This is a genomic window from Reichenbachiella sp. (assembly GCF_965223055.1).
In the GTDB taxonomy this organism is placed as follows: domain Bacteria; phylum Bacteroidota; class Bacteroidia; order Cytophagales; family Cyclobacteriaceae; genus Reichenbachiella.
Window position 1 is genome coordinate 399310 of the sequence record NZ_CBDCVM010000006.1, and the last position, 25843, is coordinate 425152.

The window sequence follows — 25843 nt, forward strand, 5'->3', positions numbered from 1 at the left end:
GAAGTCACGTCCATTATTAGGAAATCCCCCTATATGACTAGGGGATTCCATGTTTTTTACAATTCATTCAAATTACGGATGCAAACGAACTAATTGTAGTATCTCTTTGTACCTAAGTTTACTTGATAAAATTATTTTGATGAAGAATTTGAAAATTATTCCCTTTTTGTGGGCAATAATTTGTTATGCATGCAGCGTAAGTGCACAAAATGGACCTGCAGGTATTGGCTCAACAGACGGCAGCTCTACTCTCGAGTTATGGCTCCGAGCTGATCAGGGAATTTCCACTATTGATGGTAAAGTACAAACTTGGTCCGACCTTAGTGGAAATGGCCGAGATATGTCTCAATCCAATTCTAACTATAGACCATCGTTTAATACTGCACAGACTGAATTAAACGAACAGCCAACCGTTGATTTTGTTTCAGCATCTAGTACTTTCTTAGAAGGAGCAACTACACAAAACTTATTCGGAAACTCCTCAAATGCTCCAACTAACATTGGAGATATATTCGTCGTCTTCAAACAGCCACTGACAAATTCAGGATATGTAGTCCAGTTCCCTCGAACAACTGGCGGAGGTTCTTTCCTAACTATAGTATCTAATGCAGGTGCTGATACGCCTGCTGACAACAACAAATTAGATGATGTGCAATTTTTTGTGAGACAGGATGCTCCTGGCTGGTCAGTATTGTCTTCAGAAATAGCTAATCCTAATGTTTTCACAGTCAACAATTTTCATTTAGCACGTTTTGGATTCAACCCTACGACCGAACACATTTGGCTATTTAATAATAATGAAGAAATTGAATCAGCTACACTAGTAAATCAAATCTCCTATCAAGGTAATACTGGTAATGAAGTATCAAGACTTGGAAGTAATGGCTCTAGTCAATTCTACGATGGAGAAATTGCTGAGATGTTTGTGTTTAGTGAAGAAATTGATAGTGCACAATACATAATTATTCAAAATTATTTCAATGCCAGATATGGCTTGAGTACACCAAATGATCATTATGCTGGCGACCTGGATGCCAACCAAAATCATGTGGAAGGAGTATTCGGAATTGGCAGGCACTCCGCTTCCGAACTTGTGACTACAGCTAACAACCAAGGACTGCAACTAGAAGCAAACACAGGATTAGATGATGGAGACTATCTATTCGCTGGTCATAGAATTAATAACAACGCATTGATTGACAATGACATCAATGGGATCACTGGCACCGCCCCTGCCAGAATGAAACGCATGTGGTATCTTGATCAAACAGATGCAGCCACTTCCCTTACGACTAATATCACATTTGATCTGGACGAGGCCGGTTTTCAAGAAGTGATTTTATCCACAGCTTCCAATTACAAATTAATCAGAAGGTCGTCTTCCAGTAATGGAACCTGGACAGTTGAAGCCATAGTCCCTACCATTAACGATACCGAAAACACCATTTCATTTTCTAATATTTCTATTGCTGATGGAGAATTTTATACGCTAGCGACTACGGATAATACTGTAAGTCCTCTTGGCGATATTCAACAAACCTGGTATTCCTTTCAATCTGGATCGTGGGGTAACCCAACTACATGGACGCTTGATGGAGCCACCACTCCAATCTTGGACAATGATGACAACGAAATTCCGGGATCTGGCGATCTAGTAGTAATAACTTCAGGAAGAACCTTGAATATGTACCAATCAGATGGTTCTACCATTTTAGACAACGTAACAGTTCAAGATTTAACGATTCGTTCATCAGGTAGACTCAATATATTAACTTCCACTGGTCATGACATGGGATTTATTTCTGGTTCGGGAGTCATGGCTATTCAAGGATACTCCAATACAGGAAGTACGGCCTATATCGAGAATCTCCCCGACGGAGATTATTCAGAATTTGCGGACCAATTGTTGGGTGGTACCATTACATTGAATACGGCTACAAACGACATACCTCTAGTTTTGAATCAAGATTTAAGCAGTGGAGTCACTACTGATCCAAATGGCGCTGTTTCTAGAAATCTGACGATCAACATGGGAGATTCAGATGACCTAGTGATTCTCCAAAGAGACTTGTATCTCACCAGGAACCTGAATATTACACAAGGTCAAATGCAAGTTCATAGAAATTCCGGCGAGACCTATAATGACATCACCTTTTCAGATACTGATTTAACCTTGGAAGTAGTCAATAATGTAACTGTTTCGGCCATTGCCAGTCTAACAACTGGCACCGCCAACCAAAGACACCAATTCAATAGCTATGGTGATTTTACCATCAATGGTACAGCTAGTTTCACACAACGTTCAAGTGCAAACCTAACTACCGATGCCACTGATGGTGTCATTGATCTCAACTTTTTAAATACAGCAGCAGACCAAGTGCTGAACTGTAATGCGCAAGGCAATTTTTATAGAATTAAAATTGACAAACAATCCTCAGCTTATACTCTATCTATCATAGCCAATGCTGACGGTAATTTCAACCTTTATGGGCGAGCAGATTATAGTATTGATTCAGATTTATCCTATGGTGGTACCAATCAAAATGCATTTGCATTGGTAACTGGAACGGCTCAATTAGGAAACAACGTGAATTTTACGCTAAATCAAGGTGGAAATTACTCTATTTCATCCAATGCGCAATTATGGGTTGATGGAGGAGAAATCATTAAATCCAATGGCTCAGCATTAGTACCTTATGGAACCTTCAAAATATCTTCAGGTACCGCTGAGTTTTTGGTACCAAGTGGAATCACCATCCGTGATGCTGGTGTAATAGAAGTAAGCGGAGGCAGTCTCTATGCCAATCAAATCCGGACATCAATCCAAGCCACGGACGATATAGGAAGTTACATCCAGACTGGAGGACATGTATATGTGAATGGTGGTAGTGGTACAGGCCCGAGCGGTACCTTTTCTACTGGTACACAACAAGATTATTTTGTATTCTGTTTACCAGAAGAAGAAAACGTATTCCGAATGTCAGGTGGAACATTGGAGATTCAACGCTCCAACTACAACACCACTAGCTCATCCGGTACACCCAACGATAATGATGCAACCGACGATTTAGGTGGTGGAATTTTCATTAATTCCGACCCACAAAACATTGAAGTTACAGGAGGAACAGTAATTATGAATATGGACAACACTGTCCCATTCAAAATCACATCTAAGGCGCCATTCTTCGATGTGATCATGACCAATTCTGGTGGTGCTGCAATTAGCGATGGCGATGGACAAACTACCGTCAATATTCAAACAACGGATGACAACATTATCTTTTTGGCAGGCGGCCAGTCAGGAGATGGCTCAGGAGCCGACAAAGTGATGACAGCTCAGCCACTGGTTGTTCTAAATGACCTTACTATCGGTGATGGCATGAATCCGGTCCGGTTTGATCACTTAGGACAAGACGTGACTATTGGTAGACATTTTACTATTGAACCCAATGGACAGTATTATTTTGGAGATGAAGATTTGTTGCCGTCAAATGCAGCAGGAACAGTGGGTCTTAGCAATTCAAATAGCACTCCAATTCCATCGTCGCATGAAAACACTACGATATTCAATGGGTCAATTAATAGTATCATAGCTCTCGACAACTTAGATGTATTGACTGCAGACCGACCAACTGGTCATAATGAAACAGAAAACAATGAGCAAGTTTTCTTCAATATCACCATCAGCAAAACGAATGATGCGACTTTAACATTGGTAGCAAATAACAAACCAGTTGGCGGGGGTGCTTCAAATGTCCACAATGCCCTAAGGACTGGCGACAATAGTGCCTTCCGTCTCGAATCCGGAACTTTCGATCAAGGAGATAGAAGTGTAAGGTTTTACGGAGGTGTTTATAATGCAAGCCAATTAGGAGTTTATGAAGAAGGGGTTACTGATCTCGGAGCATTATTAAAATTCCGACCAGTCACTTTCACAATTGAAACTGAGCCTGGTGCTGTCTTTGGTAATTTCAGACTCAATTGCCAGAATCAAATCGTCTCTTTAGATAATGAAGTCACCATCGAACGTCTCGAGTATTTTCATGGTAGATTATATATTGGTTCAAACAACCTAATTATTGAAGAATTAGACATACATCTATCTGCTTCTCAAGCTGACTACAGTAATTGTGATGGGTGTTTTTCAGTCGAAGATATGATTGTTACTGATGGCAATGCATCAGATGGAGGATTAACACTTCGCATCACGACTGCAAGCAACCCTTCTGCAAATGGCGACACCAACTTCAACGGAAATACCACCATCAACAATATCAATGAAGCAGATTTCCTCTTTCCTATTGGAGTCGGTACTTCAGGTCTACATAATGGAACTTCAAAATATACACCTGCTATATTAAGCATCTCCAATGTAGGTGATGTAGGGAGCGATGGAGAGGCCTTTATTACAGTAAATCCAGTAAACAGTGAATTGCAAACAACAGACCTATCAAGCGGAGAAGCATTGACCTATTACTGGCGTGTAAGAACTGAAGGATTTGACACTCAACCTACCTTAGACTTATTGAAATTCTTTGGTAATGACGTAGATGTACCCACGCCTGCTAATTTGACTTCCTACGTATCTGGTAAAGTGGAAGATAGTGGGGCTTACACGCGGAGTTCGGAATCTCCTACAGTTTCAGACCCCGCCAACCCTAGTTTTGAAGTCACAGACTATTCGATATTGTTTGATGGAGATGGTGGCGGACTTACCCTGGAAGATCACAATTTCACCGCAGGGGATGCTTCTCGATTTTCTGGTTCTCCCAGAAGAATTTATGCCAGAAAAAACGGACAATGGCACGACCCTAGCACTTGGTCTGAGAATGCGAATGGTTCACCCGCCCTTACCTTAGTCTCTGAACTACCTCAACCGGGAGATATCGTTATTTTAGGGTCCAACGCCGGAGGTGCCAACCGACTAGTAGCAGTAGATCCCGGCAACGCTAATTTTGCTACCATCGATATTGCTCAGCTAGTTTTACTAAGATATCACACAGGAGAAAGTTCTTTGGTCACCTTTGGGGACAGTGAAGCACAAAGAGCGCTTCACAATTTCGGAATCGTAACCAATCACGATCCTGATCTAGCAGACCCCACAAGCACAAGTACGCATTCGTCAAAACTAAAATTCGCAGGCCCAGGATTGCCGCTAGGCGATTTTGGTGAATTCACCAGTGCTCCAAATACCATTTGGACGTATGCAAGACAATTCCCGGGCACTACTGTAAACATCAGCGATATGGCTGGAGGAAATGTAGCCAACACCACATTTGATGGGTTCACCATAGACAACGCTGTCACTGAATATCCAAACCTTCAATTTGATGCCAGTGGTAGCACCATAGGCGGAAGCAACAGATATATCATACTTCCTGATGTTGATATCGTGGTAAATGGAGATATCAGAAATTTTATCGGATCAAACAGTGTGAAATTAAATACTTCCGCTACTGGAGGAGACGTATATGTCAATGGAAATGTAGCATTTAATGGCGGCACCAACGTAATCGAATTTCAGGCTACCGGATCTCCCAGAACATTAACAGTAGAAGGAGATATCGACTTTAGGAACAATGCTTCATCAAATGAGCTAAGAGTTGAAAACGCAGCTAGTTCGCTTGAGCACAACATTCTGCTACATGGAAATGTTATAAACAATAGCAACAACTCAGTCATTAATCTATTTAATTCAGATGCAAATACTAAGGGCTCAATAACTTTTATCGGTAACGAGGACTCGTCTATACCAGACTTTAACACGGACATCACCTTAAACAAGTTGATCATTAACAAGGAAGATGATCAAACTTATTCGGTTACCGTTCAGGATGATATTACTTTCCCAGACATCACCATATCTAATGATCACCCTATCGATTTGGTCAATGGTGTCTTAATTTTAGATAATTCAGGTATAGATCTAACACTTGCGAATGCATCGACTGATGACTTCAGTATCCCCGATTTTGGATACAGCGATGCAAGCTCTGGCTCGGCAGGACTGGAAATTCAACAGGGCACAATAAGAATAGAAGGCGACGACACAGGACTTATTCTAGACGGATCACTGATTTTGAGCGGTGGTAATCTGGATATGTCTTCAGGTGCTGGCAATGGCAACAATTTTATTGAATACTCAGCGACAGGATATGCTAGCATCGAAGTAAACAATGCAACTTCAACACTTTCTGTTGGATCCCAAATCAGAAGAAGTTTCTTTTCAGAATCTGGCATCTTAGACTACACTCAAACAGACGGAACTGTTGAAATCGGAGCCTCTGCCAATGGAGACTACAGACGCGGAATGCTTGAAATTGTAAACACCGGAAGCAACTTCATACACACAGGAGGCACACTAAGGTTCTTAAATCAAAATGGTGCAACAGCGACTGATGCACTCAAAGCTTCTTTACTACTCGAACCTGAAACATACGATTTGACTGGGTCCACCATAGAAATAGACCTCAATGAAACGGATGACGATAATTTCAGTATCAACTCAGCAATTGCCATTAATAATTTGAGCCTTGCTAGTACTACAGGAATTGAAAGTGAAGTTGTGAGCCTTAAAACTCGCGATTTGACCATTACTGGTGACCTCACCATAACCGATGATATAGAATTCAGATCCAACAATCTAAATCTGACCTTGAATGGAAACATGACCATTGATAACAATGCAACTTACAGTCCAGGAATCAATACGACCACCTTCACTATAGCAAATGGAGTAACGGCATTTTTGAATGGCTCTAACTCAGATATAGTTGAATTTTACAATTTCGAAAAATCTGATGAGGGTACTTTAAGTCTTAGCAAAGACATTGAAATTACAGGTGCTACTTTCGAATTGCTCGAAGGCACTTTAGCCGACAACGACAATTTGATCGACTTTGTAGGTCAGAGTATGACCAATAACGGAACTCACACTTCCGGAAGTAACCTCGAAAAAGCGGGAATCAGATTCAAAAGAACAAGTGGAGAACAGATCCTTTCAACAGCTGCTGAAGGGATTTTCGGAAATCTAACAATCAACAACTCAGATGGTGTTTCCCTTCCTGATGCAAATCAAGAATTTCAAATCAATAATAACTTGACACTTGAACAAGGAATATTGGATATCGGTCCGGCTTTATTGTTATTTACTTCTACTGGCTCCATTACCAATGCTGATGGTCTAGGATCTGAGTTGACACATTTCGGTGAAGAGAACCAAATTCAAACCAATAGTTCCATTATTGATTTTGGAATGGAAAAAGAGTTTGCAGCGAATGAAAATACTGACTTTGTTTTTCCTGTAGGAGAAGGAAATAGGTATACTCCAGTTAAAGTAGATTTTACTTCTGGCAACTCAGGTTCAACAGTTGGACGATTAAGAATACGCCCTAGAAATGCTGTTGCACCGATTATGTTGAGTGAGGATCAATCCACTCAAGATGCCATCCTTCAATATCACTGGTTGATCAATGGCACAGGATTTACAGCTTTCGGTGCTGATCTTATAGCTAGCTACGATGATGATGTGATTGGTACGGATGCCGAAAGCACATACAGAGGTGCTCGCGCCATATTCTCTGATCCTAATTTGGCTGTAGAAAACCCTTTTCCAAGCGCAGGAGACTTTGTAGATGATGCCAACAACACCATCACCTACCCTATAGCTTTAGAAAGTGATTTTTCAGGTGAGTACTTTGCAGGTGATCCATTGAGTATACCCGACTCTTTTACAACACTTGTCTTTGATGCTTTTGATAATAACAATTATGATCATCCAAATAATTATTTCTATGATGCTGATGATAGTGGTGATTTGAATGGTGGAGAATCTCGGGAGACTAATCTCAATTCAGTCACCGGTGGTGCCATAGAAATAGCCTCTGCAGTCACCATGTCATTAAACATCAATAACGTTAGCTTTAGTAGGTTGATCATCCCTTCGGATGGCACTCTGGAAATAGATGGCACCAACGGCCATATTTTGGGGCAGGTAAGTGGTACCGGAACAATAAGAATTAATAGTGATAATAACAGTGCAGCATTGCCTGCAGGAGATTATCTGAATTTCTTCGACTGTTCTGGTGGAGCACTCGAATATGGTGGGGATGGTGACTACACCATAATGGTAGAATCTAATGAGGTGAGACAACTTACGCTAAACGGGTCAGGAAATAAATCTTTCGTGTCTAATAGTGACATTGATGTTTGTGAAAACCTGATCATCAATGCCGGTACACTCAATTTAGCTGATGAGCGCCAACTCACTGTAGGTAATGATTTGACCCTCAATGACGGTGCTTTCAATATGGCTACGGATGGGGTTATTAGAATAGAGGGAAATACTAGTCTTTTGGGAGGTACCTATACTGCTGCAGACAATAGCGATGTAGAAATGTTAGGTGATTTGACTAAGACTGGTACTACTATTGTGTCATCAGCAGGAAGTCCTGGCCAAATAAGCTTTATTGGTAGTTCTACTCAAAATATAACTGGTGATATGACATTCGAAAATGTAGTGATAAACAACACTGCGGCTAGTCCTGCAATAAACCTAACAGGTGGTACGGAATTAGAAATCAGCAATAATATTCAATTATTGGATGGAGTGATAGCTACTGACAATACCTTATTCAAAAGTGGGTTATTCACTATTTCCAACATTCTTGTATTTGGAAATTCAGCCACTTTTTCAGGAGGAAGTAGTGAAAGTTTTGTTGATGGAGTAGTTAGAAAAGATAATCTACCTGCAAACTCCATCTTCACCCTACCTATTGGTAACGGTACTACTTATGCTCCAATTACGATTGAAGAAGATGGAACTGGAGGTATAAACTGGACGGCTAGGTATAGAAGAACAAATCCTAGTTCCTACTTGAGTAACAACTATGACAATATTGGAACTACTACTGTCTCTAATCATGAATTCTGGGTGGTATACCCTTCTTCACCAAACCAAACGGCCAATATTGGCTTGACTTATGGACCTCAATCGAACGTACTTACTCCAAACGAAACTACAGTGGTGCAAATTGAAGACACTATTGGCGGTGGTGATGGAGTTGATAATTCAGACCCATGGGCTGATGCAGGGAGAAAAGGACTTTCATCAGGTGCATCTACTACTGCCGGTACCATTACCACTAATCCTACTACTATCAGCCTTGGGTTTTTCTCCTTGGGCGGACAATCTGACACTGCATTGCCAGTTGAATTATTGGACTTTAAAGCCAAATTAGAAAATGATGTGGTAGAAGTAAATTGGATCACATCTTCTGAATTGAACAATGACTACTTCGAGATTGAAAGGTCTCAAGACGGTGTAAACTATGAAGTCATTGGTAAAATAGCAGGAAATGGAACCATCAACGAAACTTCCTACTACAACTTCACAGATTATCGTCCAGCAACAGGTGTTTCTTATTATCGCCTGACACAGTTTGATTATGATGGCACAAAGGCAGTATTTGAGGCTATTTCTATCGAAAATAATCCAATCGAGCAAGGACTCGAAGTTCATATTTTCCCTAATCCCACAATGTCTGATAATATCAACCTCAGAATCACAAATGACAGCGAAAGGGAATCCATTAAAGTCTTGTTACATGATGTTTCAGGAAATTTGCTTTATCAGGACGTCATCTCAATTGATACTGGTTTTTTCGATTACGAATTTTCACTTCCTACGGAGTTAGAGAAAGGCATTTATCTAATTACCATTCTAGGGCAACAAAATCAGCAAACCCAAAGATTAATTATCAAGTAAATTGAAAGCATGTACATACAGCCGGTATGTGCAGCTTTCTTTACAGCAATTGCTTAACTACTTGTTTTAATTTGGGAAGTACAGATTTATCAAACCAAGGATTTTTGGCTCGCCAAATGTTGTTGCGAGGTGAAGGATGAGGCAGTACAAAGTAATCTGGGAGATATTCTTCGAATTGCTTCACAGTCTCTGTTAAGTTATTCTTCTGTTTTTGACCTAAATAATATTTTTGAGCATACTGTCCAATAAGAAGAGTCAGTCGGACATTCTTGAGCTCGTTCAACAAAACACCATGCCACTGAGGGGCACATTCCGGTCTGGGCGGCAAATCTCCAGACTTGCCTTTACCAGGATAGCAGAATCCCATAGGCACTATGGCTATCTTTTTAGGGTCATAAAAAGTATCTTGCTCAATTCCCATCCATTCCCTTAAATTCTGTCCACTTTTATCATCCCATGGAATTCCGCTAGCATGAACTTTGGCACCAGGTGCCTGTCCGATGACTACGATTTTGCTGGAAGGATGTGCAGCTAGAATTGGTCTAGGTCCTTGAGATAAATGCGAAGTGCAAGTATCACATTTTCTAATTTCGATTAAAAGATCTTCCATACCGTAAATATTCCTGAATGTAGCAATCAAATCAAAAGTTCCCTTCTAGAATCAACAAGAAAGTCTCAATTCAATTGTGACCAAGCTAGTAGGGAATTCATCTCACTTGTGGACAAAAATCTGAATCTTTAAAATGTAAAACCTTTTCTCTTAACATCAATTTATCATCAAAATGTCGTGCAATATTCTTCACCACCTCTATGTAATTATCCATATTCTTATGATGGAGAATTTTTATGAGCTTACATTTATCAGACTCAAAAATATGCTTCAATAAAGTTCGGTCACTATTCCCACAATTATGTCCGACTACATATACTTCAAAATTTTTCTTTAAAAAATTTAGCAAATTCCTGTAATTGGGTGTTTTAAAATATTTAATTGATTTAAAATGACTCATTACCTCATTTTCATTTAACTCCTCCAATTCTAAAAAGTATTTATCCTTTTCATCTCCATAACCAAAAATTACTGGATTCATTGAATCTTTCAACCTGCCATGAATTTGATTGATTTCATATCGATCAGGTAAGTTTGGCAGGTATTGATCTAAAGTTGATGTATAATTGAAATTCAAGAAAGTAACCCGCACAGGATCCCCGTCAACAATTTCCTCATCATCTATAGCTTCATGTGCACGAAAATCGTGATAGCCGAAAAATATTTCTTCAAAGTCCCTTCTTAAATCCTGATCTATCTCTACTGTTAGAGTATCTAAATATTCCTCTAATAAAGATTGTATTTTATTTAACTCGTTATTTAGTGTCACTACCTCTTGCTTAAATTTTTCTCGTTCTTTACCAGCGTCGGCCTCGTCAAACTTTTGCAAGAGCATTGTATAGTACAAATTTTCAACATTAACCCAATTACCTTTGTTTTCGAGGTCTATCATAGCTTTAAGGAGGTCATTCGTATAATTAATTGTGTTTTTAACTCTACCTGGATCCAATCCTGACTGAAAACGCTTAATAAGTTTGAGAAAATCATCAATTGATGTCGCCTCTTTAATCAGATCAATTATTTGATAAATTGAATTCCTAACCAGATAATTCATGTTTGAATCTTTAGATTCGACAATCTGACCATTGACTTTGGTTAATTTTTCAACACTTTTTTTAAAGTACCATAGTAAAAAATCGCTATACCTAGTCGGTAAGCCATGAGCAAGGTCAAAACCATTACCGATAATTATTAGTCTGTTCATATTCTAAAATTTCCGACCAACAACAATATAATAGAATATGCCTTAATCAATGTTATTCAGCCATAATTAGATAACTCTTAGCCTAAAAAACCAGGTCGGAATGAATTTGGTGCTTGGTCGGAAATAGGTCGGAAATATTATGTCAAATTTCTTGAATACGGCCTGCATTGGCCAGAAACCAGGTCGAAGAAAATCCGACTTATTTTCCTGATATCGTTGATTTGATACAGCTTGACTAGTCCTAAATAAGCGTTACAGATTTTAGGATAAAATATTAGATAGCATCGGGTTTCAACTCGATGCTATTTTTGTTTCTATAGTTTCTGATCTTGACCTTATCTTGCTGGTGCATAAGGGCTGGTGTATTCATCCAACAGCTCCAATGAGGCCGATCATGATTGTAAATATAAATACTCTGCTCAATGAGTTTGTCCATTAGTGTTACATCTGATGTGGTGATCCCTAAGATAAATTCATGTTTCAATATCCCATTCACCCTTTCGGCTATAGCATTTTGATACGGATCATAGGTTTCTGTCATACTACAAGTAATTGCTGCCTCATCAAGCAACTGCTGATAAGCATCGCAACAATACTGCAACCCTCTGTCTGAGTGATGGATCAACATTCGCTCAGGATATATACGATTGGCAATAGCCATATTAAGGGCTGATATTGCACCTGAAGCATCTAGGCTTTTCGATACATCATAGCCCATGATCCGCTTTGAATAAGCATCCGTGACCAGCGATAAATACATCGGGTTTTTCCGTGTTCCAATGTAGGTGATATCCGATACCCATACTTGCTCAGGCCTTTGTATGGAAAGCCCATCAATAAGGTTTTTATGTTTTCTAAATCGATGATGTGAGTCAGTAGTAATATGATATTGTCTCTTAGGTGCTATTTGGAGGTGATTTGCTTTCATAATAGCAAATAGCCTGTCTCTTCCAACTCCCAGCGGCTGAAGTTGGTCATAAAGTAAATGATACAACTTTCTGGTACCGATACGAGGCATTTTCATACGCACCTTTTCAACCATGATTACTACCTTGGTGGCTATTTCTTGCTTTTGTTTACTCCTTCTGATAGAGCGGTAATAGATTTGCCTATTCATCCCCAACAGTCTACAGATCTGGGTTACCCCTTCTTTTTGTTCAACCTTGAATCGATCAACTGTTGGGGTAAAGACTTTTTTCTGATAGGGAGTTTGAATTCTTCTTCGGCTATGTCGATCATCATATCAAAGAAAATAGCTTTCTTATCTGCGTTTTCAACCTGCTGTTCAAGCTCTTTTTTCTGTTTTTCCAACAGCCGTACTTTCTGTTCGAGTTCGTATAGTTTTTGGTCTTTAGATTTTGGCATCCGAAGTGTTGATTTATTGACCCAATCAAAGTTACCGTATTTCCGAAGCCAATTGGTAACTGTAGAGTGTGACTGAATACCATACTTGCGAGCGGCGGCTTTTATACCTAACTCTCCGCTTTCAACTTCTGACACAACTGACAATTTAAAAGCGTAGCTGTAGTCCTTCTGTGTTCTTTTAACATACTTGTTCTCTGTGAGTTCGTTCATGACGTCGTTTTTTGTGTAACGCTATTTCAGGACGAGACAGCTCCTAAAATAAAAAACCTCCAACACTTTCGTATTGGAGGTTTAGTTTGTGGGCCCACCTGGGCTCGAACCAGGGACTTTCTGATTATGAGTCAGATACTCTAACCAACTGAGTTATAGGCCCAATATCTTATGTATTCAAGGACTTTCTGATGATGACAAAACGTTTGCCGGTCAGATACTATAACCAACTGAGTTATAGGTCCATTTGTTTTGCAATTTTTGGATCATTGAAAAAACTACTGATTACAAGTCAGTTGCTCGCTAAATGAACGCTCCATTTGCCATGGATTTTCAACCCTTCAAAATAGTCTAGAAGACTGCCTTGAATTTGGAGGTGCAATGTTACATATTTGCCCAAAATTACACAAACAAACAGGTGAATATCAAAACAATAATTTTTGATCTGGGGGGAGTAATCATCGATCTGGATTTTAAACGTACTCCAGGGGCGTTTAGCCAGCTGACTAGCTGGGATGCTGAAGACATATACCAGATGTATTTCAAACCAGGATTGCTTCAGGATTATGAAAAAGGACTCATCTCTGATCAAGAGCTTAGAACAGGAATCAATAACTTGTTTGGTACTGAGCTCTCCAATGAGCAAATAGATAAAGCCTGGTGCGCTATGCTAGGACCAATTCCTAAAAAACGATTGGAGTTCATGAATGACCTTCGGAAAGACTTTCAGGTATTGGTACTTAGCAACACAAATGCCATACATGTGAAAGCCTTTAATCAGACAGTTAAAAATGCTTCAGGGGAAGATTCTTTAAGTGCCTTTGCTGATGAAGTTTATTTCTCTCATGAGTTAAAAATGAGAAAACCTGATCAGGAAATTTATGAAGAGGTTTTAAAACGATCCAACAACAAAGCCGAAGAGTGCCTCTTTTTGGACGACACCAAACACAACCTTGATACTGCAGCTCTGTTAGGCATTCGAACCATGCATATCACCCACCCAGATCAAATATTTAACTTAACAGCACATGTTTAAGGACAAGGAAGAAAAAACCAAACTCATTCAAATTGGGTTGTTTATCGTTACGCTCATTGTTACCACCTTTGCCGGAGCAGAGTGGATGACAGGCAAGTCTTTGTTTTATGGGGAGCAGACAATCACTCAGACTGAACTATTGAACGGACTAAAATTTTCCATTCCATTCTTGTTCATATTGACGGTGCATGAATTTGGACATTACTTCATGGCACAATACCATAAAGTAAAAGTAACATTACCATTCTACATTCCGCTTTGGTTAGGTTTCCTTCCTGGATTCCCTTCTCTGGGTTCAATGGGTGCTTTTATCAAGATCCAAGATATCATTGACAGCCGTAAAAAATATTTTGATATCGGCATTGCAGGCCCACTAGCTGGCTTTGTTGTGGCCTTATTGGTTTTAGTCTTTGCGTTCACCAATCTGCCGGAACGAGAATCTATCTATAAAATTCATCCAGACTACGAAACCTATGGTATTGATTATGCTGATCATGTGTACTCCTATGAACACTATCTAAACCAGCATCGAGGGTTTTATCTTGAAGATCGCCAAGAGGATTCTCTTTCTCATGTGAGTGAATATGGGAATATCGAAAACTGGGGTTATCCCGATTTCGAGCCATGGCCTGCTTACACATCAACTTCTCTTGGTGGCAATCTTTTGTTTAATTTCTTTGAATTTTTATTTGCCTCAGACTCTGAGCCATTGCCTAACAAGTATGAATTAGCTCATTACCCTTGGCTTTTTGCAGGATTCTTAGCGCTGTTTTTTACTTCACTGAACTTGCTGCCTATTGGACAATTAGATGGCGGACATATTCTCTATGGATTGATTGGATACAAACGACATCGACAAGTGTCTCAAATATTGTATGTTGGGTTTCTATTTTATGCCGGACTAGGAATGGCCAACCCTCACAAGTTTTCTGATGGCATGCTTAATGAACTGATTTACCTGGGTTTTCTCTTCTTATGCTTTACCAAATTCACTTCTCAGAATAGAGATAAGTTGATGTATGCCTTAGGCATTTTCTCTGCTCAAATGACACTCAACTTCTTTTATCCAACGTTAGAAGGTTATGCTGGCTGGTTGTTGTTTGCATTTATATTGGGGAGAGTATTAGGTATTTACCATCCTCCTGTAATGATCAATCAGCCATTGGATATGAAAAGGAAAATATTGGGATGGATCTCACTTGGTGTATTTATTATCTCATTCAGTCCACGTCCCTTCAATGTGGAAGAGATCAAACCTCAGAGTAAGGAGGTCAAATCTGAGACTCCCAGCATTCTATCTGATATAAACCCTTCGCCATATTTCACTCGAATGGACATACCAAACTCTCTACCTCTGGCTTCGATGAGCTCCATGAATTCAGGAGTAGAAATCAAAGTATTGGACGATGCTCCCGAAGGATCGAAAAACTGAGATTTGTAAGCTCTAACGGCTTCCATTCTGGTTTCCCAAAAATCTGATACATCCACTACAAAGTCCGGCTGATGAAAATCAGTCTGGATATAGTGATATAAGTTTTTGATATACCAATTATTCTGAACCTTCCCCTCTAATTCAGTTTTCACATTCTTCAATCCGGCAAGAAAAGTTGCCCGTTTGACGACCTGTGCTCCCTTGCCATGATCTGGATGTCTATCCGCAATGGCATTAGCAAGAATAATATCCGGTTGGTATTGTCTGATTTTTTTTACGATTTCGAGTACGTGCTCATCATCATTTTTGAAAAACACATCCTTAAACCTGAGATTCTCTCGAATAGTCAAACCTAGTATTTTACTTGCTTCAACCGCCTCAGCATCACGTATCTCGGGAGTACCCCTAGTACCCATCTCACCTCGAGTAAAGTCCACAATACCGACTTTCTTTCCGCTAGCAATTAAAGAAAGCACGGTGCCCCCACAAGACAATTCTGCGTCGTCCGGGTGAGCAGCAAAAACAAGAACATCTAGTTTCATAATTTTAATTATTTGTCAACAAAATAGTGACAGTCTTTAATCTCAACCGTCATTGCGAACGGAGCGGGACGCGTAGTCTGAAGCAATCTCGCTCCGTTTACCTGAATCAAGAATAAGATCGCTTCGTGATACTCGCGATGACGAATTATTTATCGTTTCTCGCTGTCGCTCGAAATGACAAAGAAAAATCAAGTAATCCTCAAGCGTTGTCCAACTCTCAAGATAGTACTTCTTCTGATCCCATTCAAACGGCAAATCTTGTTAATAGATACACCATAGCGGTAACTTATATGACTCAGTGTATCTCCACTCCTTACTCTGTGATATCTAATCTTACGGGCTTCTTTAAGGTACGAGAAGGTATCAGGTGTAACAATCACGGTGGTTGTTCGAATAGTGTCTCTATCGAAATCAAATATCTCTTTGGGGTCGATGGCATTGCCTTGATATCTGGTTTCGAAATGCAAATGAGGCCCACTACTTCTACCTGTACTTCCTCCCAGTCCAAGTACATCTCCAGCCTTCACCACATCACCAGGCTTGAGCAATCGTTTGCTTAAGTGACCATAGAGTGTTTCCAATCCATTGTAATGCCTAACTAAAATATAATGACCATATCCATACCGGTCATATCGTGCCAACCTTACAATGCCATCAAAAGCCACGCGCACGGAGTCTCCAGTTTTCAATCTTAAATCATCACCATAGTGCCAACGCCATCTTCGCAAACCGAATGGAGAAGTCACCTCCGTATTTGGAATTGGCAGACTCCAGTCTAAGGATGGGTTATCAAACGTCAAAGACAGCGCCAACGTATCGGCAAACTTCTCTCCGTCAATCTCATAGGGATTCACCTTCGTGGTACTCCAGGTACTATAGTACTCTCTAAGCGTTACCCATACTGAATCTATCATCAATTGCTCAGTAACCTGAATAGGCACGTCATAGGCCAATATGACCTCAGCTGTATCTTCATGCAACATACTTAGCTCGCGCTGAAGAGAAACCTCTTCTTCCATCGCCAAGCTATCCCAGTAAGCATCCTCAATCACAAAAATATCTTCATCTATGTCGATGATGGTATCTTCAGGAGTAGCAGCTATTATCTCCTTATTTTTAAACTTAAAAAAATCCTTCAGCTTTTTTTGGCTGAAGGATTTTGTTGCGGTGCACAATGACACCGCACATATTATTAGTGTTACTCTAAGTATCAAATCAATCTTACTGTTCTACACTTTCAAATTCTTTGGCCGCCAGGAATCTTTCGGCATCCAAGGCACCCATACAGCCAGTACCGGCCGCAGTCACTGCCTGACGATATACTCTGTCAGCTGCGTCTCCTGTCACGAATACACCCTCTACTTTTGTTTTAGAGGTTCCTGGCTCCACAATAAGATATCCCGCCTCATCCATTTCCAGATAGTCTTTAAATATTGCGGTATTAGGCTGATGGCCAATGGCCACGAAGAATCCACTGATTGGAATCTCTCTCTTCTCTCCAGTCACCGTATCCACCACTCTCATGCCTTCTACTTCATCCTTACCCAATACTTCATCAGTAGAAGTATTCCAGAGCACTTCAATATTTGGTGTATTCAATACACGCTGCTGCATGATTTTAGAAGCACGCATCTCATCTCTTCTTACCAAAAGGTAAACTTTAGGGCAAATGTTAGCCAAATAAGTAGCTTCTTCAGCAGCAGTATCACCACCTCCTACAACAGCCACTTCTTTACCTCTATAGAAAAAGCCATCACATACCGCACACGCTGATACACCTACATTCAATAGTCTCTTCTCAGACTCAAGTCCCAAATATTTCGCACTGGCACCAGTAGAAATGATTACAGCCTCAGCTGTGATCTCATGTTTCTCGTCTACAATTACTTTGTGTGGGTATCCAGAGAAATCTACTGAAGTCACCAAGCCAAAACGAACATCAGTTTCAAATCTTTCTGCTTGTTTTTGTAAGTCAGTCATCATTTGAGGACCATTTACACCTTCAGGATATCCTGGAAAATTCTCCACATCGTTGGTAGTAGTCAACTGTCCTCCAGGCTCTCCGCCTGTATACAATACTGGATTCAATCCAGCTCTTGAGGCATATATAGCGGCTGTATAACCTGCAGGTCCGGAGCCGATGATCAATACTTTTACGTTCTCTTGAGTCATTATTTCAATAAGTCTTCTTAAAAATGATTTTGCAATTTAGCATGAAGCTAATCGACTATAAAACATTTAATATCAAAAAAAGTTTATTGCAGCAGATAATCTTTATCTATGAGCAAATAGCTTTTGACTAAACAAAAAACCACGCGCTAAGGCGTGGTTTTTATCTATTATTTAAGAGGATCAATTATCCTTCTTTTTTCTCAGGTTTTGGCAATAGCGCTTTTCTAGACAATCTGAACTTTCCAGTTTTCTTGTCGATTTCGATCAATTTTACTTTGATCTCCTCGCCTACTTCCAGTACACCATCCATTTTCTCTACTCTCTCCCACTTGATCTCGGAGATGTGGAGCAAACCATCTTTGCCAGGCATGAATTCGATAAATGCGCCAAATGGCATGATCGATTTCACCTTACCTTCGTAAGTCTCCCCAACATCAGGCGTAGCCACGATATTGTTGATTCTTCTTAAGGCTTCTTTCATGGCGTCGCCGTCAGCAGTAAAGACATTCACAATACCATTGTGATCATCTTCTGTTACTGTAACTGTAGCGCCAGACTCCTTCTGAATCTCCTGGATGATTTTACCACCTGGTCCAATTAATGGCCCGATCATTTCTTTCTCAATTTTGAGCATAGTAGATCTTGGTGCGTGAGATTTCATATCATCTCTAGACTCCGTCATGGTTTTTCTCATTTCGCCAAGGATATGAGCTCTACCAGCTTTCGCCTGCATCAATGCTTCAGTCAATACTTCGTAAGACAAACCATCTACTTTGATGTCCATCTGACAAGCCGTGATTCCATTGTCATTACCAGTTACTTTGAAGTCCATGTCTCCCAAGTGATCTTCATCACCCAAGATATCAGACAAGATCGCATATTTTCCGGTCTCTGCATCAGAGATCATACCATTGCGATACCAGATACTGGCGATTTCAAAGGAATACCTGCATCCATCAAGGCTAGCGAACCAGCACATACGGTAGCCATAGAAGACGAACCGTTTGATTCTAAAATATCAGATACTACTCTGATCGTATATGGGTTTTCATCGTCAGCCGGAAGCATCGGTTTGATTGCTCTCCACGCCAGGTTACCATGTCCTACCTCTCTACGTCCCGGACCTCTGTTTGGTCTGGCTTCTCCAGTAGAGAATGCAGGGAAATTGTAGTGCAAGAAGAACTTGTTGTAGCCTGAGTGCACTGCACCGTCCACCATTTGTTCGTCTAGCTTAGTACCCAAGGTCACAGAAGTCAAAGACTGTGTTTCGCCTCTGGTGAAAATAGCTGAACCGTGAGCAGATGGTAAATAATCTACCTCAGACCAAATAGGTCTGATTTCGTCCAGATCACGTCCATCCAATCTCTTTCGAGTCTCCAATACACACTGTCTGATCGCTTCTTTTTCTACATCGTGATAGTATTTTCCGATCAAACCTTCGTTGTACTCTTCGCCTTCTGGCAATTCAGGCAACGCGGCCTTATATTCTTCAATAATCTCAGCAAATTTCTCCTTTCGGATACTTTTGTTTGGATTTCCTTCTTTCGCTACGGCGTAAACTTTATCAAAAGTCTTCGCTTTGATGTCAGCTCTTAGCTCCTCATCTGGCTCTTCTTCGTGAGAATATTCTCTTTTCTCAGTTTTGCCTACAGCTTCTGTCAATTCCAACTGAAGATTGCACTGATCAATGATTGCTTCGTGACCTGCTTTGATGGCACCGATCATCGTTTCTTCAGAAACCTCAAGCAATTCACCTTCCACCATCATGATATCGTCTTTAGTACCAGCGATAATCATGTCTAGGTCTGAACCTTCCAATTGAGTCTTGGTAGGATTGATGATGAATTCACCATCTTTCTGAGCTACTCTTACTTCAGAGATAGGTCCTCCAAATGGAATGTCCGATACTGCCAACGCAGCTGAAGCAGCAAATGCCGCCAATGCATCAGGAAGATCGTTTTCATCCAATGAAATCAACGAAATCATTACTTGAGTTTCAGCGTGATAGTCGCTTGGAAACAATGGTCTCAAGGCTCTATCTACCAAACGACAAACCAATACTTCATTGTCAGACAATCTGCCTTCTCTTTTCAAAAATCCACCAGGGATTTTTCCAGCTGCAGCAAATTTCTCTTGATAATCAACAGACATAGGAAGGAAATCTACACCTTCTCTTGCGTCCTTGTTAGACACTACTGTGGCCAACAACATGGTTTTACCCATTTTAACTACTACCGAACCGTCAGCCTGTTTGGCCAATTTTCCAGTCTCGACAGTAATCTCTCTGCCGTCTTTCAATTTGACGGACTTAGTTACTACGTTTAATGACATAAGTAAAATGTTAAATTTTGACTAAAAAATTGAGTGTGAGTGAATGTCAAAATTTGTTATTAACGAGTGAGAAAGAACAAAAAAGGAAGCCTGTGAGAGGCTTCCTTTTGCGCATATTTTTATTTTCTTAATTTCAATTCAGCGATAATCGCTCTATATCTTTCGATATCCTTTTTGTAAAGGTAATCCAAAAGGCTTCTTCTTTTACCTACCAATTTCAAAAGACCTAATCTAGTAGAGTGATCTTTTTTGTGTGACTTCAAGTGATCTGTCAAATGATTGATTCGGTAAGTAAAGAGAGCGATTTGAGATTCCGCAGAACCCGTATCCTTCTTAGACTTCAACCGACCATGATTTTCAAACACTTCTGTTTTCTTATCTGATGCTAAATACATGCTTAGTAAAAAGTTTAATTAATTATTTTTTTCGAACGGCAAAATTAGGTATTCAATTCATTAAAACAAAACCTTATGCAGTTTGCTTTTTCTTCATTCTAGCCTCCCACCAGTTTTTAGCATTATCAATCCAAACACTGTAGAAGTCCGCATCAAATATTTTCGCATCCTTTCTTGCCTGTTTAAGAAAGAAGACACCAATTGGAAACAACACAACATTGGCCATCCATGCTGCATAAAGTCCATCTACCACGCCGCTCTTTGCCCATTTATCTCCTACACTTGTAAGCACATAGAAAATGATAAAAAAGAAAATGGAGATGATCACAGGAAACCCTAATCCTCCACGTTTTATAATTGCTCCTAGAGGAGCTCCTATTAGGAACATTACAATACATGAAAAAGCCTGCGCATATTTTTTATATTTCTCTACCACATGCGAATCCATAGAGGTTTTCAATCCTCGCATCTTAAGCACGTTACTATTCAAAGTAGATTTTATATTCCTCGCATTGCCTACTGCTCTAGATAAGACTTGATCTCTAACCCCTTGTTTGTCATAAACACTATCCATTTTATGTTTGACCAAAGTGACCAATGAATCACTATTAATAAACAGACTATCTAAACGTACCTTCTTCTCTAATTTCTTTTTGGCTTGATAATTCTTAGATTTTGATTTAACTACACCTCTAGTCGTTTTATTTCTAACTCTTGTAAAAGGTTTCGTTGCCAACTTCTTTTTAGGAATAGAATCAACGGGATTCCTCAGTGAGTCACTCTTACCTTTGTCCGCTATCAATCGTAGTGAATCTCTCAAAGCAACCCTGAGTTTTTTTAGTGAATCAAGCGTCTCTTTTTCTCTTATCAAATCCTGAGGTGGAGGTATATAACCACCCATATGTAGTTTATAGGAACTAGCTACACTGCCGTACACTTTAAATTTGGATATCAGCATATGATGATGCATTGAATCAATACTTGCAGTCAATTCTTTGATGCCTTTCATGTATCGATTATCTGCAAACAGGTTTTCGTCTGTATCATTCAAATCAAAAGAAGCCAAACTAAATACCAGATCCATATTAGCAAATCTGGTTCTAACAAACTGCGTAATCTGATCCTTACCTTTTCGGCCAGAGGCCTTTTCTTCTTCTACATAATAATTCCCATTGAATAAATCCATCCTTAGGTATCTATCCCCCATAAATGAATACATTCTACAGGAGTCTGCAAGAATTACAGTTTTATTACCTGAGCCAGCGGTGTGATCATAGATGACTATTCCCTTGATTGAGATTCCATCTGGATATTTTTTTTCAATTTTGATGCTGTATTTAGGAATACCATTATAAAACTGGCCTTCTCGGAGATCTAGGGCTGGCTTGGTTTGTTTAATATCATACAACAAACTAAAGGCTCGTAAATTGGCTGTTGGCACGACCCGATCACTCAACAAAAACGCCCCCAATGCCAAAGTCAAGCAAAAAACAAATGCGGGTAATATTATTCTGAGAAGAGAAATTCCCGAACCTTTGATAGCTGTGAGTTACTTTTGAGAGGGGTACGCGCCGATACCCAGGTAACGGTTGAACAATTTGCCGGCCTCTTTTTGCGGGGTAATCCCTTTCTGGCCATTACCTCGCTCGTAGGATATCACCTGGCCAAAGATGAGCGTGATGTGATCCAGATAACCGAGCGGCTCGGCGGGACCAAGAGCCCGCTGACGGTGGAGGAGTTGCTCGAGGTCTTAGAGGATCCTCGTTTCAACGTTCGCTTTGAGGCCATTATTTCAATAGCCCGCATGCGGCCTGATCCACGTCTAACCGAGGCCGTGATTCAGACGCTCAACGGAACGGAGTTGGCCTTGAGTACCGTCTCCGCCTGGGCCCTGGGTCGCATTGGCGATGAGAGAGCCGCTCAAGCGTTACGCCAGGGCTTGAGTTCGCCATATAACTCGATTCAGGCTCACTGCGCCCGGGCTCTGGGGGCTTTGGGCGACAGAGAAATCACGCCTGCCCTCCGGGAGCGGTTACAACAGGAAAGAGACAAGGGTTTACAGATGGCCTACGCTTCGGCCCTGGGCAACTTAAGGGCCAAAGAGTCTGATAAGCTGCTGCTAGACCTGCTCTACACCTTTGAAAACGAAGGGGCGCGCATGGAATTGGCCCTATCCTTAGCTCGTTTGGCCGGCGACGAGGGCCACTTTATCCAGCTTCTACGCCAGGCTCGCCAGGATACGGGTACGGCTACGGCCCAGGCGCTAACGACGATAAAGCGTAAAATAAGCAAGGAACGCGCAGGAAATGAGCTGCTGAATACCTTAGATGGCTGTATCGATGCCTTAGCCAGGAACGATTTGGAGCAGGGCGCGACGCTTTTGAGCCGTTTGATATGCCTGCTGCCGCCCGAAAATTTCGAGGCTTGCGCGGCAACGATCCTACAGGCTTGCGCTGAACGATTGGGGGAAACAGAGGCAACCCGGCTCGAGTATCTCTTGCTGGCGCTTCATGCCCTGGAGGTTGGCTGGCAGATGTAATGGCTCGTATGAAACGCTTTATCAAGGCACAGTCATTTCGTGCCAAATAGGCCAACATTGCTCTTAGTTTCTTCGGTTTCGGTATAGCCGTCGCGGGGACAGGCCCAGGTAATGAGCATGACAAAGGCATCGTCTTTTTTGTTTTCAGCGCCGGTTTCTTTGAGGAGGCCATCACATTTGGGGCAGCGCCGGCCGATCAGAACCCGGCCTACAATGGTTCCTGCAAAGAGCAGGATGAGTAAATAGAGAAATTGAAAACTGATATACAAGACCAGGAAGAGACCAATGACGCCCAGGCCCAGCAGAAACATTGGGCTGCCCAGGGCTTCGCGGAGATCGTGGAAAAATGGCCAGGACGGATCAAATGCCGCATAATTACTCCTTTTTTTGATGAATTGGATTTTTAGTATAACATGCTATCAAAGAATAGTTCAATAACTTAAAACTTAACAAGAGACTCAGAAGGCCGGAAGATTGGAAGGCTGGTCGTTGGCCATCCAGCTTTCCAATCTTCCCGTCTTCCAACCTTCCAATATCAAAATGTGCTGGCCAATAAATTTCAACACTTCGAGAGGTCAAGATTTTGTTAGCAGACGAGATTGCCCAATTAATCAAAGCAGCGATTAAAAAAGCCCAGAAAAAGGGGGATCTACCCAAATTCGATATCCCTGAGATTGTCGTCGAGCGGCCCAAGGATCCATCACACGGGGATTACGCTACGCCTGTCGCCCTGGGTTTGGCCCGCTATGCCCGCATGGCGCCCACCCAAATTGCCGGCCAGATTATCAAGCGAGCGGGGCGGGTTGATTACATTGCCGAATTTAGCGTGGCCCATCCCGGCTTATCAACGTTCGCCTGTCTGACGCCTGGCTGGCCCGGCAGGTAGAGCATATTTTAACGGAGGGCGACCAGTTTGGCCGGGTCGAGCTGGGCCAGGGCAAAAAAGTTCAGGTGGAGTATATTAGCGCCAACCCGACCGGCCCGCTGGTGGTTGGCTCCGGGCGGAACGCGGTTTTGGGCGATACGCTGGCCAATGTTTTGGCAATGGCGGGCTATGAGGTTCAGCGAGAATATTACATCAATGATGTGGGCACCCAGGTCGATAACATGGGTAAGGCAATGTATGCCCGCTACGCCCAGGCTTTGGGCCAGGCTGCGCCCGAGCCGGAGGAGTACCAGGGAGAGTATCTGGTCGAGATGGGGCGAGCTGCGGCCCAGGCGTTTGGCAATAAATACCTCCATAGCGATCAGGCCGAAGTTCTGCCATTTATGCGACGGTATGCCCTGGATAATATTATCGCCGGGGTGAAAGAAGATGCGGCCCTGATCGGCGTCCGGTTCGACCGCTGGTTCTCGGAGCAAAGTTTATATGATGAGGGAACCTATGGCCTGGCCTTCAACAAACTCAGCGGGCGTAATATGACCGTCGAGCGAGATGGGGCGGTCTGGCTAAAGAGCGAGGATGAAAACGATAAGGAAAATGTGATTATTCGCTCCGATGCCGGCCGACTTATTTTGCTTCGGATATCGCCTATGTCTGGGATAAGCTGGCTGGCCGCGGCTTTGACCGGGCTATCTACGTTTGGGGCGCCGACCATCATGGCCATGTCAACCGGCTCAAAAATGCGGCCCGGTCCTGGGCTTAGACCCGCAAAAAGTCACCATTATCCTCTACCAGTTGGTAACCATCACCCGAGATGGTGTGCCGGTTCGGCAGAGCAAGCGCGCCGGGGATTTTATCACCGTGCGTGAGGTCGTCGAGGAGATTGGCGCGGACGCCTTCCGCTTCATGCTGTTGACCCGCTCGGCCGATAGCCAGATGGAGCTCGACCTGGCCCTGGCTACTAAACAGAGCAACGAGAACCCCGTCTACTATGTCCAGTATGGCCACGCCCGGATTGCCAGCATCTTCCGCAAGGCCGAAGAGGAGGGGGCGACAATGGCGGGCGGTGACGTGGGCCTATTGACCCATCCGTCGGAGTTGGAGTTGATCCGGCAAATGCTGCGCTTGCGGGAGGTGGTAGCCCACATTGCCCAAACGCTGGCGCCTCACCATTTGACCTATTACGCCCAGGATTTGGCCTCGGCCTTCCACGCCTTCTACCGGGATTGCCGGGTGGTCATGCCCGACGAGCCTCACTTGAGCGCGGCCCGGCTCAAGCTGGTCAAAGCGGCCATGATTACACTGGCCAATACGCTGCGGTTGATGGGAATGAGCGCGCCGGAACAGATGTAAAAGGA

Annotated in this window: 16 protein-coding genes, 1 tRNA gene and 2 pseudogenes; 7 read left to right on the forward strand and 12 right to left on the reverse strand. The window is 41.8% G+C overall.

The genetic code is table 11. The features are described from left to right. Positions 1–139: 139 nt before the first annotated feature. Positions 140–9766, forward strand: a complete 9627-nt coding sequence (locus tag ACOQO5_RS06755; protein WP_420580931.1) for a T9SS type A sorting domain-containing protein — start codon at positions 140–142, stop codon at positions 9764–9766. A 40-nt stretch (positions 9767–9806) separates the two neighbouring features. Here the strand turns inward: ACOQO5_RS06755 and ACOQO5_RS06760 are convergent, their stop codons facing one another. The 5 genes from ACOQO5_RS06760 to ACOQO5_RS06780 form a co-directional block, all read right to left on the reverse strand. Continuing rightward, positions 9807–10376: a uracil-DNA glycosylase family protein gene (locus ACOQO5_RS06760; protein WP_420580932.1), complete on the reverse strand. Its 570-nt coding sequence runs from the start codon at positions 10374–10376 to the stop codon at positions 9807–9809. 97 nt (positions 10377–10473) lie between these two features. After that, on the reverse strand, positions 10474–11580 hold the full coding sequence (locus tag ACOQO5_RS06765; protein ID WP_420580933.1) for an AbiH family protein: 1107 nt from the start codon (positions 11578–11580) through the stop codon (positions 10474–10476). A 274-nt stretch (positions 11581–11854) separates the two neighbouring features. After that, positions 11855–12697 carry an IS3 family transposase gene (locus tag ACOQO5_RS06770; RefSeq protein WP_420579689.1) on the reverse strand — a complete coding sequence of 281 codons (843 nt, stop codon included), beginning with the start codon at positions 12695–12697 and terminating at the stop codon, positions 11855–11857. A 23-nt stretch (positions 12698–12720) separates the two neighbouring features. Continuing rightward, the gene (locus ACOQO5_RS06775) at positions 12721–13155 is read right to left on the reverse strand and encodes a transposase (protein ID WP_420579690.1); all 435 of its coding nucleotides are present in this window, start codon (positions 13153–13155) and stop codon (positions 12721–12723) included. Between the two features lie 89 nt (positions 13156–13244). Continuing rightward, positions 13245–13318 (reverse strand) — tRNA-Ile (locus ACOQO5_RS06780). Positions 13319–13573: 255 nt separating this feature from the next. On the opposite strand from ACOQO5_RS06780, the gene ACOQO5_RS06785 reads away from it, so the two are divergent. Together ACOQO5_RS06785 and ACOQO5_RS06790 are read left to right on the forward strand one after the other, a co-directional pair. Next, entirely contained in the window at positions 13574–14191 is a 618-nt protein-coding gene (locus ACOQO5_RS06785; protein ID WP_420580934.1) for an HAD family hydrolase, read from the forward strand. A gap of 85 nt (positions 14192–14276) precedes the next feature. Beyond that, positions 14277–15071: pseudogene (locus tag ACOQO5_RS06790) on the forward strand (site-2 protease family protein); the annotation flags it as partial. A 377-nt stretch (positions 15072–15448) separates the two neighbouring features. On the opposite strand, the gene bshB1 reads toward ACOQO5_RS06790, so the two are convergent. From bshB1 to ACOQO5_RS06820, 6 genes and pseudogenes are all read right to left on the reverse strand, one after another. Continuing rightward, positions 15449–16165 carry a bacillithiol biosynthesis deacetylase BshB1 gene (gene bshB1, locus ACOQO5_RS06795; RefSeq protein ID WP_420580935.1) on the reverse strand — a complete coding sequence of 239 codons (717 nt, stop codon included), beginning with the start codon at positions 16163–16165 and terminating at the stop codon, positions 15449–15451. A 188-nt stretch (positions 16166–16353) separates the two neighbouring features. Next, positions 16354–17346: a peptidoglycan DD-metalloendopeptidase family protein gene (locus tag ACOQO5_RS06800; protein ID WP_420580936.1), complete on the reverse strand. Its 993-nt coding sequence runs from the start codon at positions 17344–17346 to the stop codon at positions 16354–16356. A gap of 40 nt (positions 17347–17386) precedes the next feature. Then, entirely contained in the window at positions 17387–18337 is a 951-nt protein-coding gene (gene trxB / locus ACOQO5_RS06805) for a thioredoxin-disulfide reductase (RefSeq protein ID WP_420580937.1), read from the reverse strand. Between the two features lie 184 nt (positions 18338–18521). Then, positions 18522–20668 (reverse strand): annotated as a pseudogene (gene pnp / locus ACOQO5_RS06810) (polyribonucleotide nucleotidyltransferase). A gap of 119 nt (positions 20669–20787) precedes the next feature. Then, entirely contained in the window at positions 20788–21063 is a 276-nt protein-coding gene (gene rpsO, locus ACOQO5_RS06815) for a 30S ribosomal protein S15 (protein WP_420580938.1), read from the reverse strand. Between the two features lie 73 nt (positions 21064–21136). Next, entirely contained in the window at positions 21137–22603 is a 1467-nt protein-coding gene (locus ACOQO5_RS06820; protein ID WP_420580953.1) for an LptF/LptG family permease, read from the reverse strand. 15 nt (positions 22604–22618) lie between these two features. Here ACOQO5_RS06820 and ACOQO5_RS06825 point away from each other — a divergent pair, with 15 nt between their 5' ends. Beyond that, entirely contained in the window at positions 22619–23602 is a 984-nt protein-coding gene (locus ACOQO5_RS06825; protein ID WP_420580939.1) for a HEAT repeat domain-containing protein, read from the forward strand. 32 nt (positions 23603–23634) lie between these two features. Here the strand turns inward: ACOQO5_RS06825 and ACOQO5_RS06830 are convergent, their stop codons facing one another. Beyond that, complete coding sequence (locus ACOQO5_RS06830; RefSeq protein WP_420580940.1) at positions 23635–23913, reverse strand: hypothetical protein; 279 nt, start codon at positions 23911–23913, stop codon at positions 23635–23637. A 272-nt stretch (positions 23914–24185) separates the two neighbouring features. Between ACOQO5_RS06830 and ACOQO5_RS06835 the strand changes: the two genes are divergently transcribed. From ACOQO5_RS06835 to ACOQO5_RS06845, 3 genes are read left to right on the forward strand one after another with little or no spacing between them, the layout of a single operon-like run. Then, a complete protein-coding gene (locus ACOQO5_RS06835; RefSeq protein WP_420580941.1) occupies positions 24186–24488 on the forward strand; it encodes a hypothetical protein in 303 nt (100 codons plus the stop codon). A gap of 41 nt (positions 24489–24529) precedes the next feature. Continuing rightward, positions 24530–25354, forward strand: coding sequence for an arginine--tRNA ligase (gene argS, locus ACOQO5_RS06840; RefSeq protein WP_420580954.1), 825 nt, complete (start codon positions 24530–24532; stop codon positions 25352–25354). Then, a complete protein-coding gene (locus tag ACOQO5_RS06845; RefSeq protein ID WP_420580942.1) occupies positions 25281–25838 on the forward strand; it encodes a DALR anticodon-binding domain-containing protein in 558 nt (185 codons plus the stop codon). The genes argS and ACOQO5_RS06845 overlap by 74 nt, the downstream gene beginning before the upstream one ends. Positions 25839–25843 lie beyond the last annotated feature (5 nt).

Coding starts and splice junctions, on each gene's coding strand:
- ACOQO5_RS06755 (WP_420580931.1), top strand. CDS start 140: ATGAAGAATTTGAAAATTATTCCCTTTTTGTGGGCAATAATTTGTTAT.
- ACOQO5_RS06760 (WP_420580932.1), bottom strand. CDS start 10,376: ATGGAAGATCTTTTAATCGAAATTAGAAAATGTGATACTTGCACTTCG.
- ACOQO5_RS06765 (WP_420580933.1), bottom strand. CDS start 11,580: ATGAACAGACTAATAATTATCGGTAATGGTTTTGACCTTGCTCATGGC.
- ACOQO5_RS06770 (WP_420579689.1), bottom strand. CDS start 12,697: ATGAATAGGCAAATCTATTACCGCTCTATCAGAAGGAGTAAACAAAAG.
- ACOQO5_RS06775 (WP_420579690.1), bottom strand. CDS start 13,155: ATGAACGAACTCACAGAGAACAAGTATGTTAAAAGAACACAGAAGGAC.
- bshB1 (WP_420580935.1), bottom strand. CDS start 16,165: ATGAAACTAGATGTTCTTGTTTTTGCTGCTCACCCGGACGACGCAGAA.
- trxB (WP_420580937.1), bottom strand. CDS start 18,337: ATGACTCAAGAGAACGTAAAAGTATTGATCATCGGCTCCGGACCTGCA.
- rpsO (WP_420580938.1), bottom strand. CDS start 21,063: ATGTATTTAGCATCAGATAAGAAAACAGAAGTGTTTGAAAATCATGGT.
- ACOQO5_RS06830 (WP_420580940.1), bottom strand. CDS start 23,913: ATGTTTCTGCTGGGCCTGGGCGTCATTGGTCTCTTCCTGGTCTTGTAT.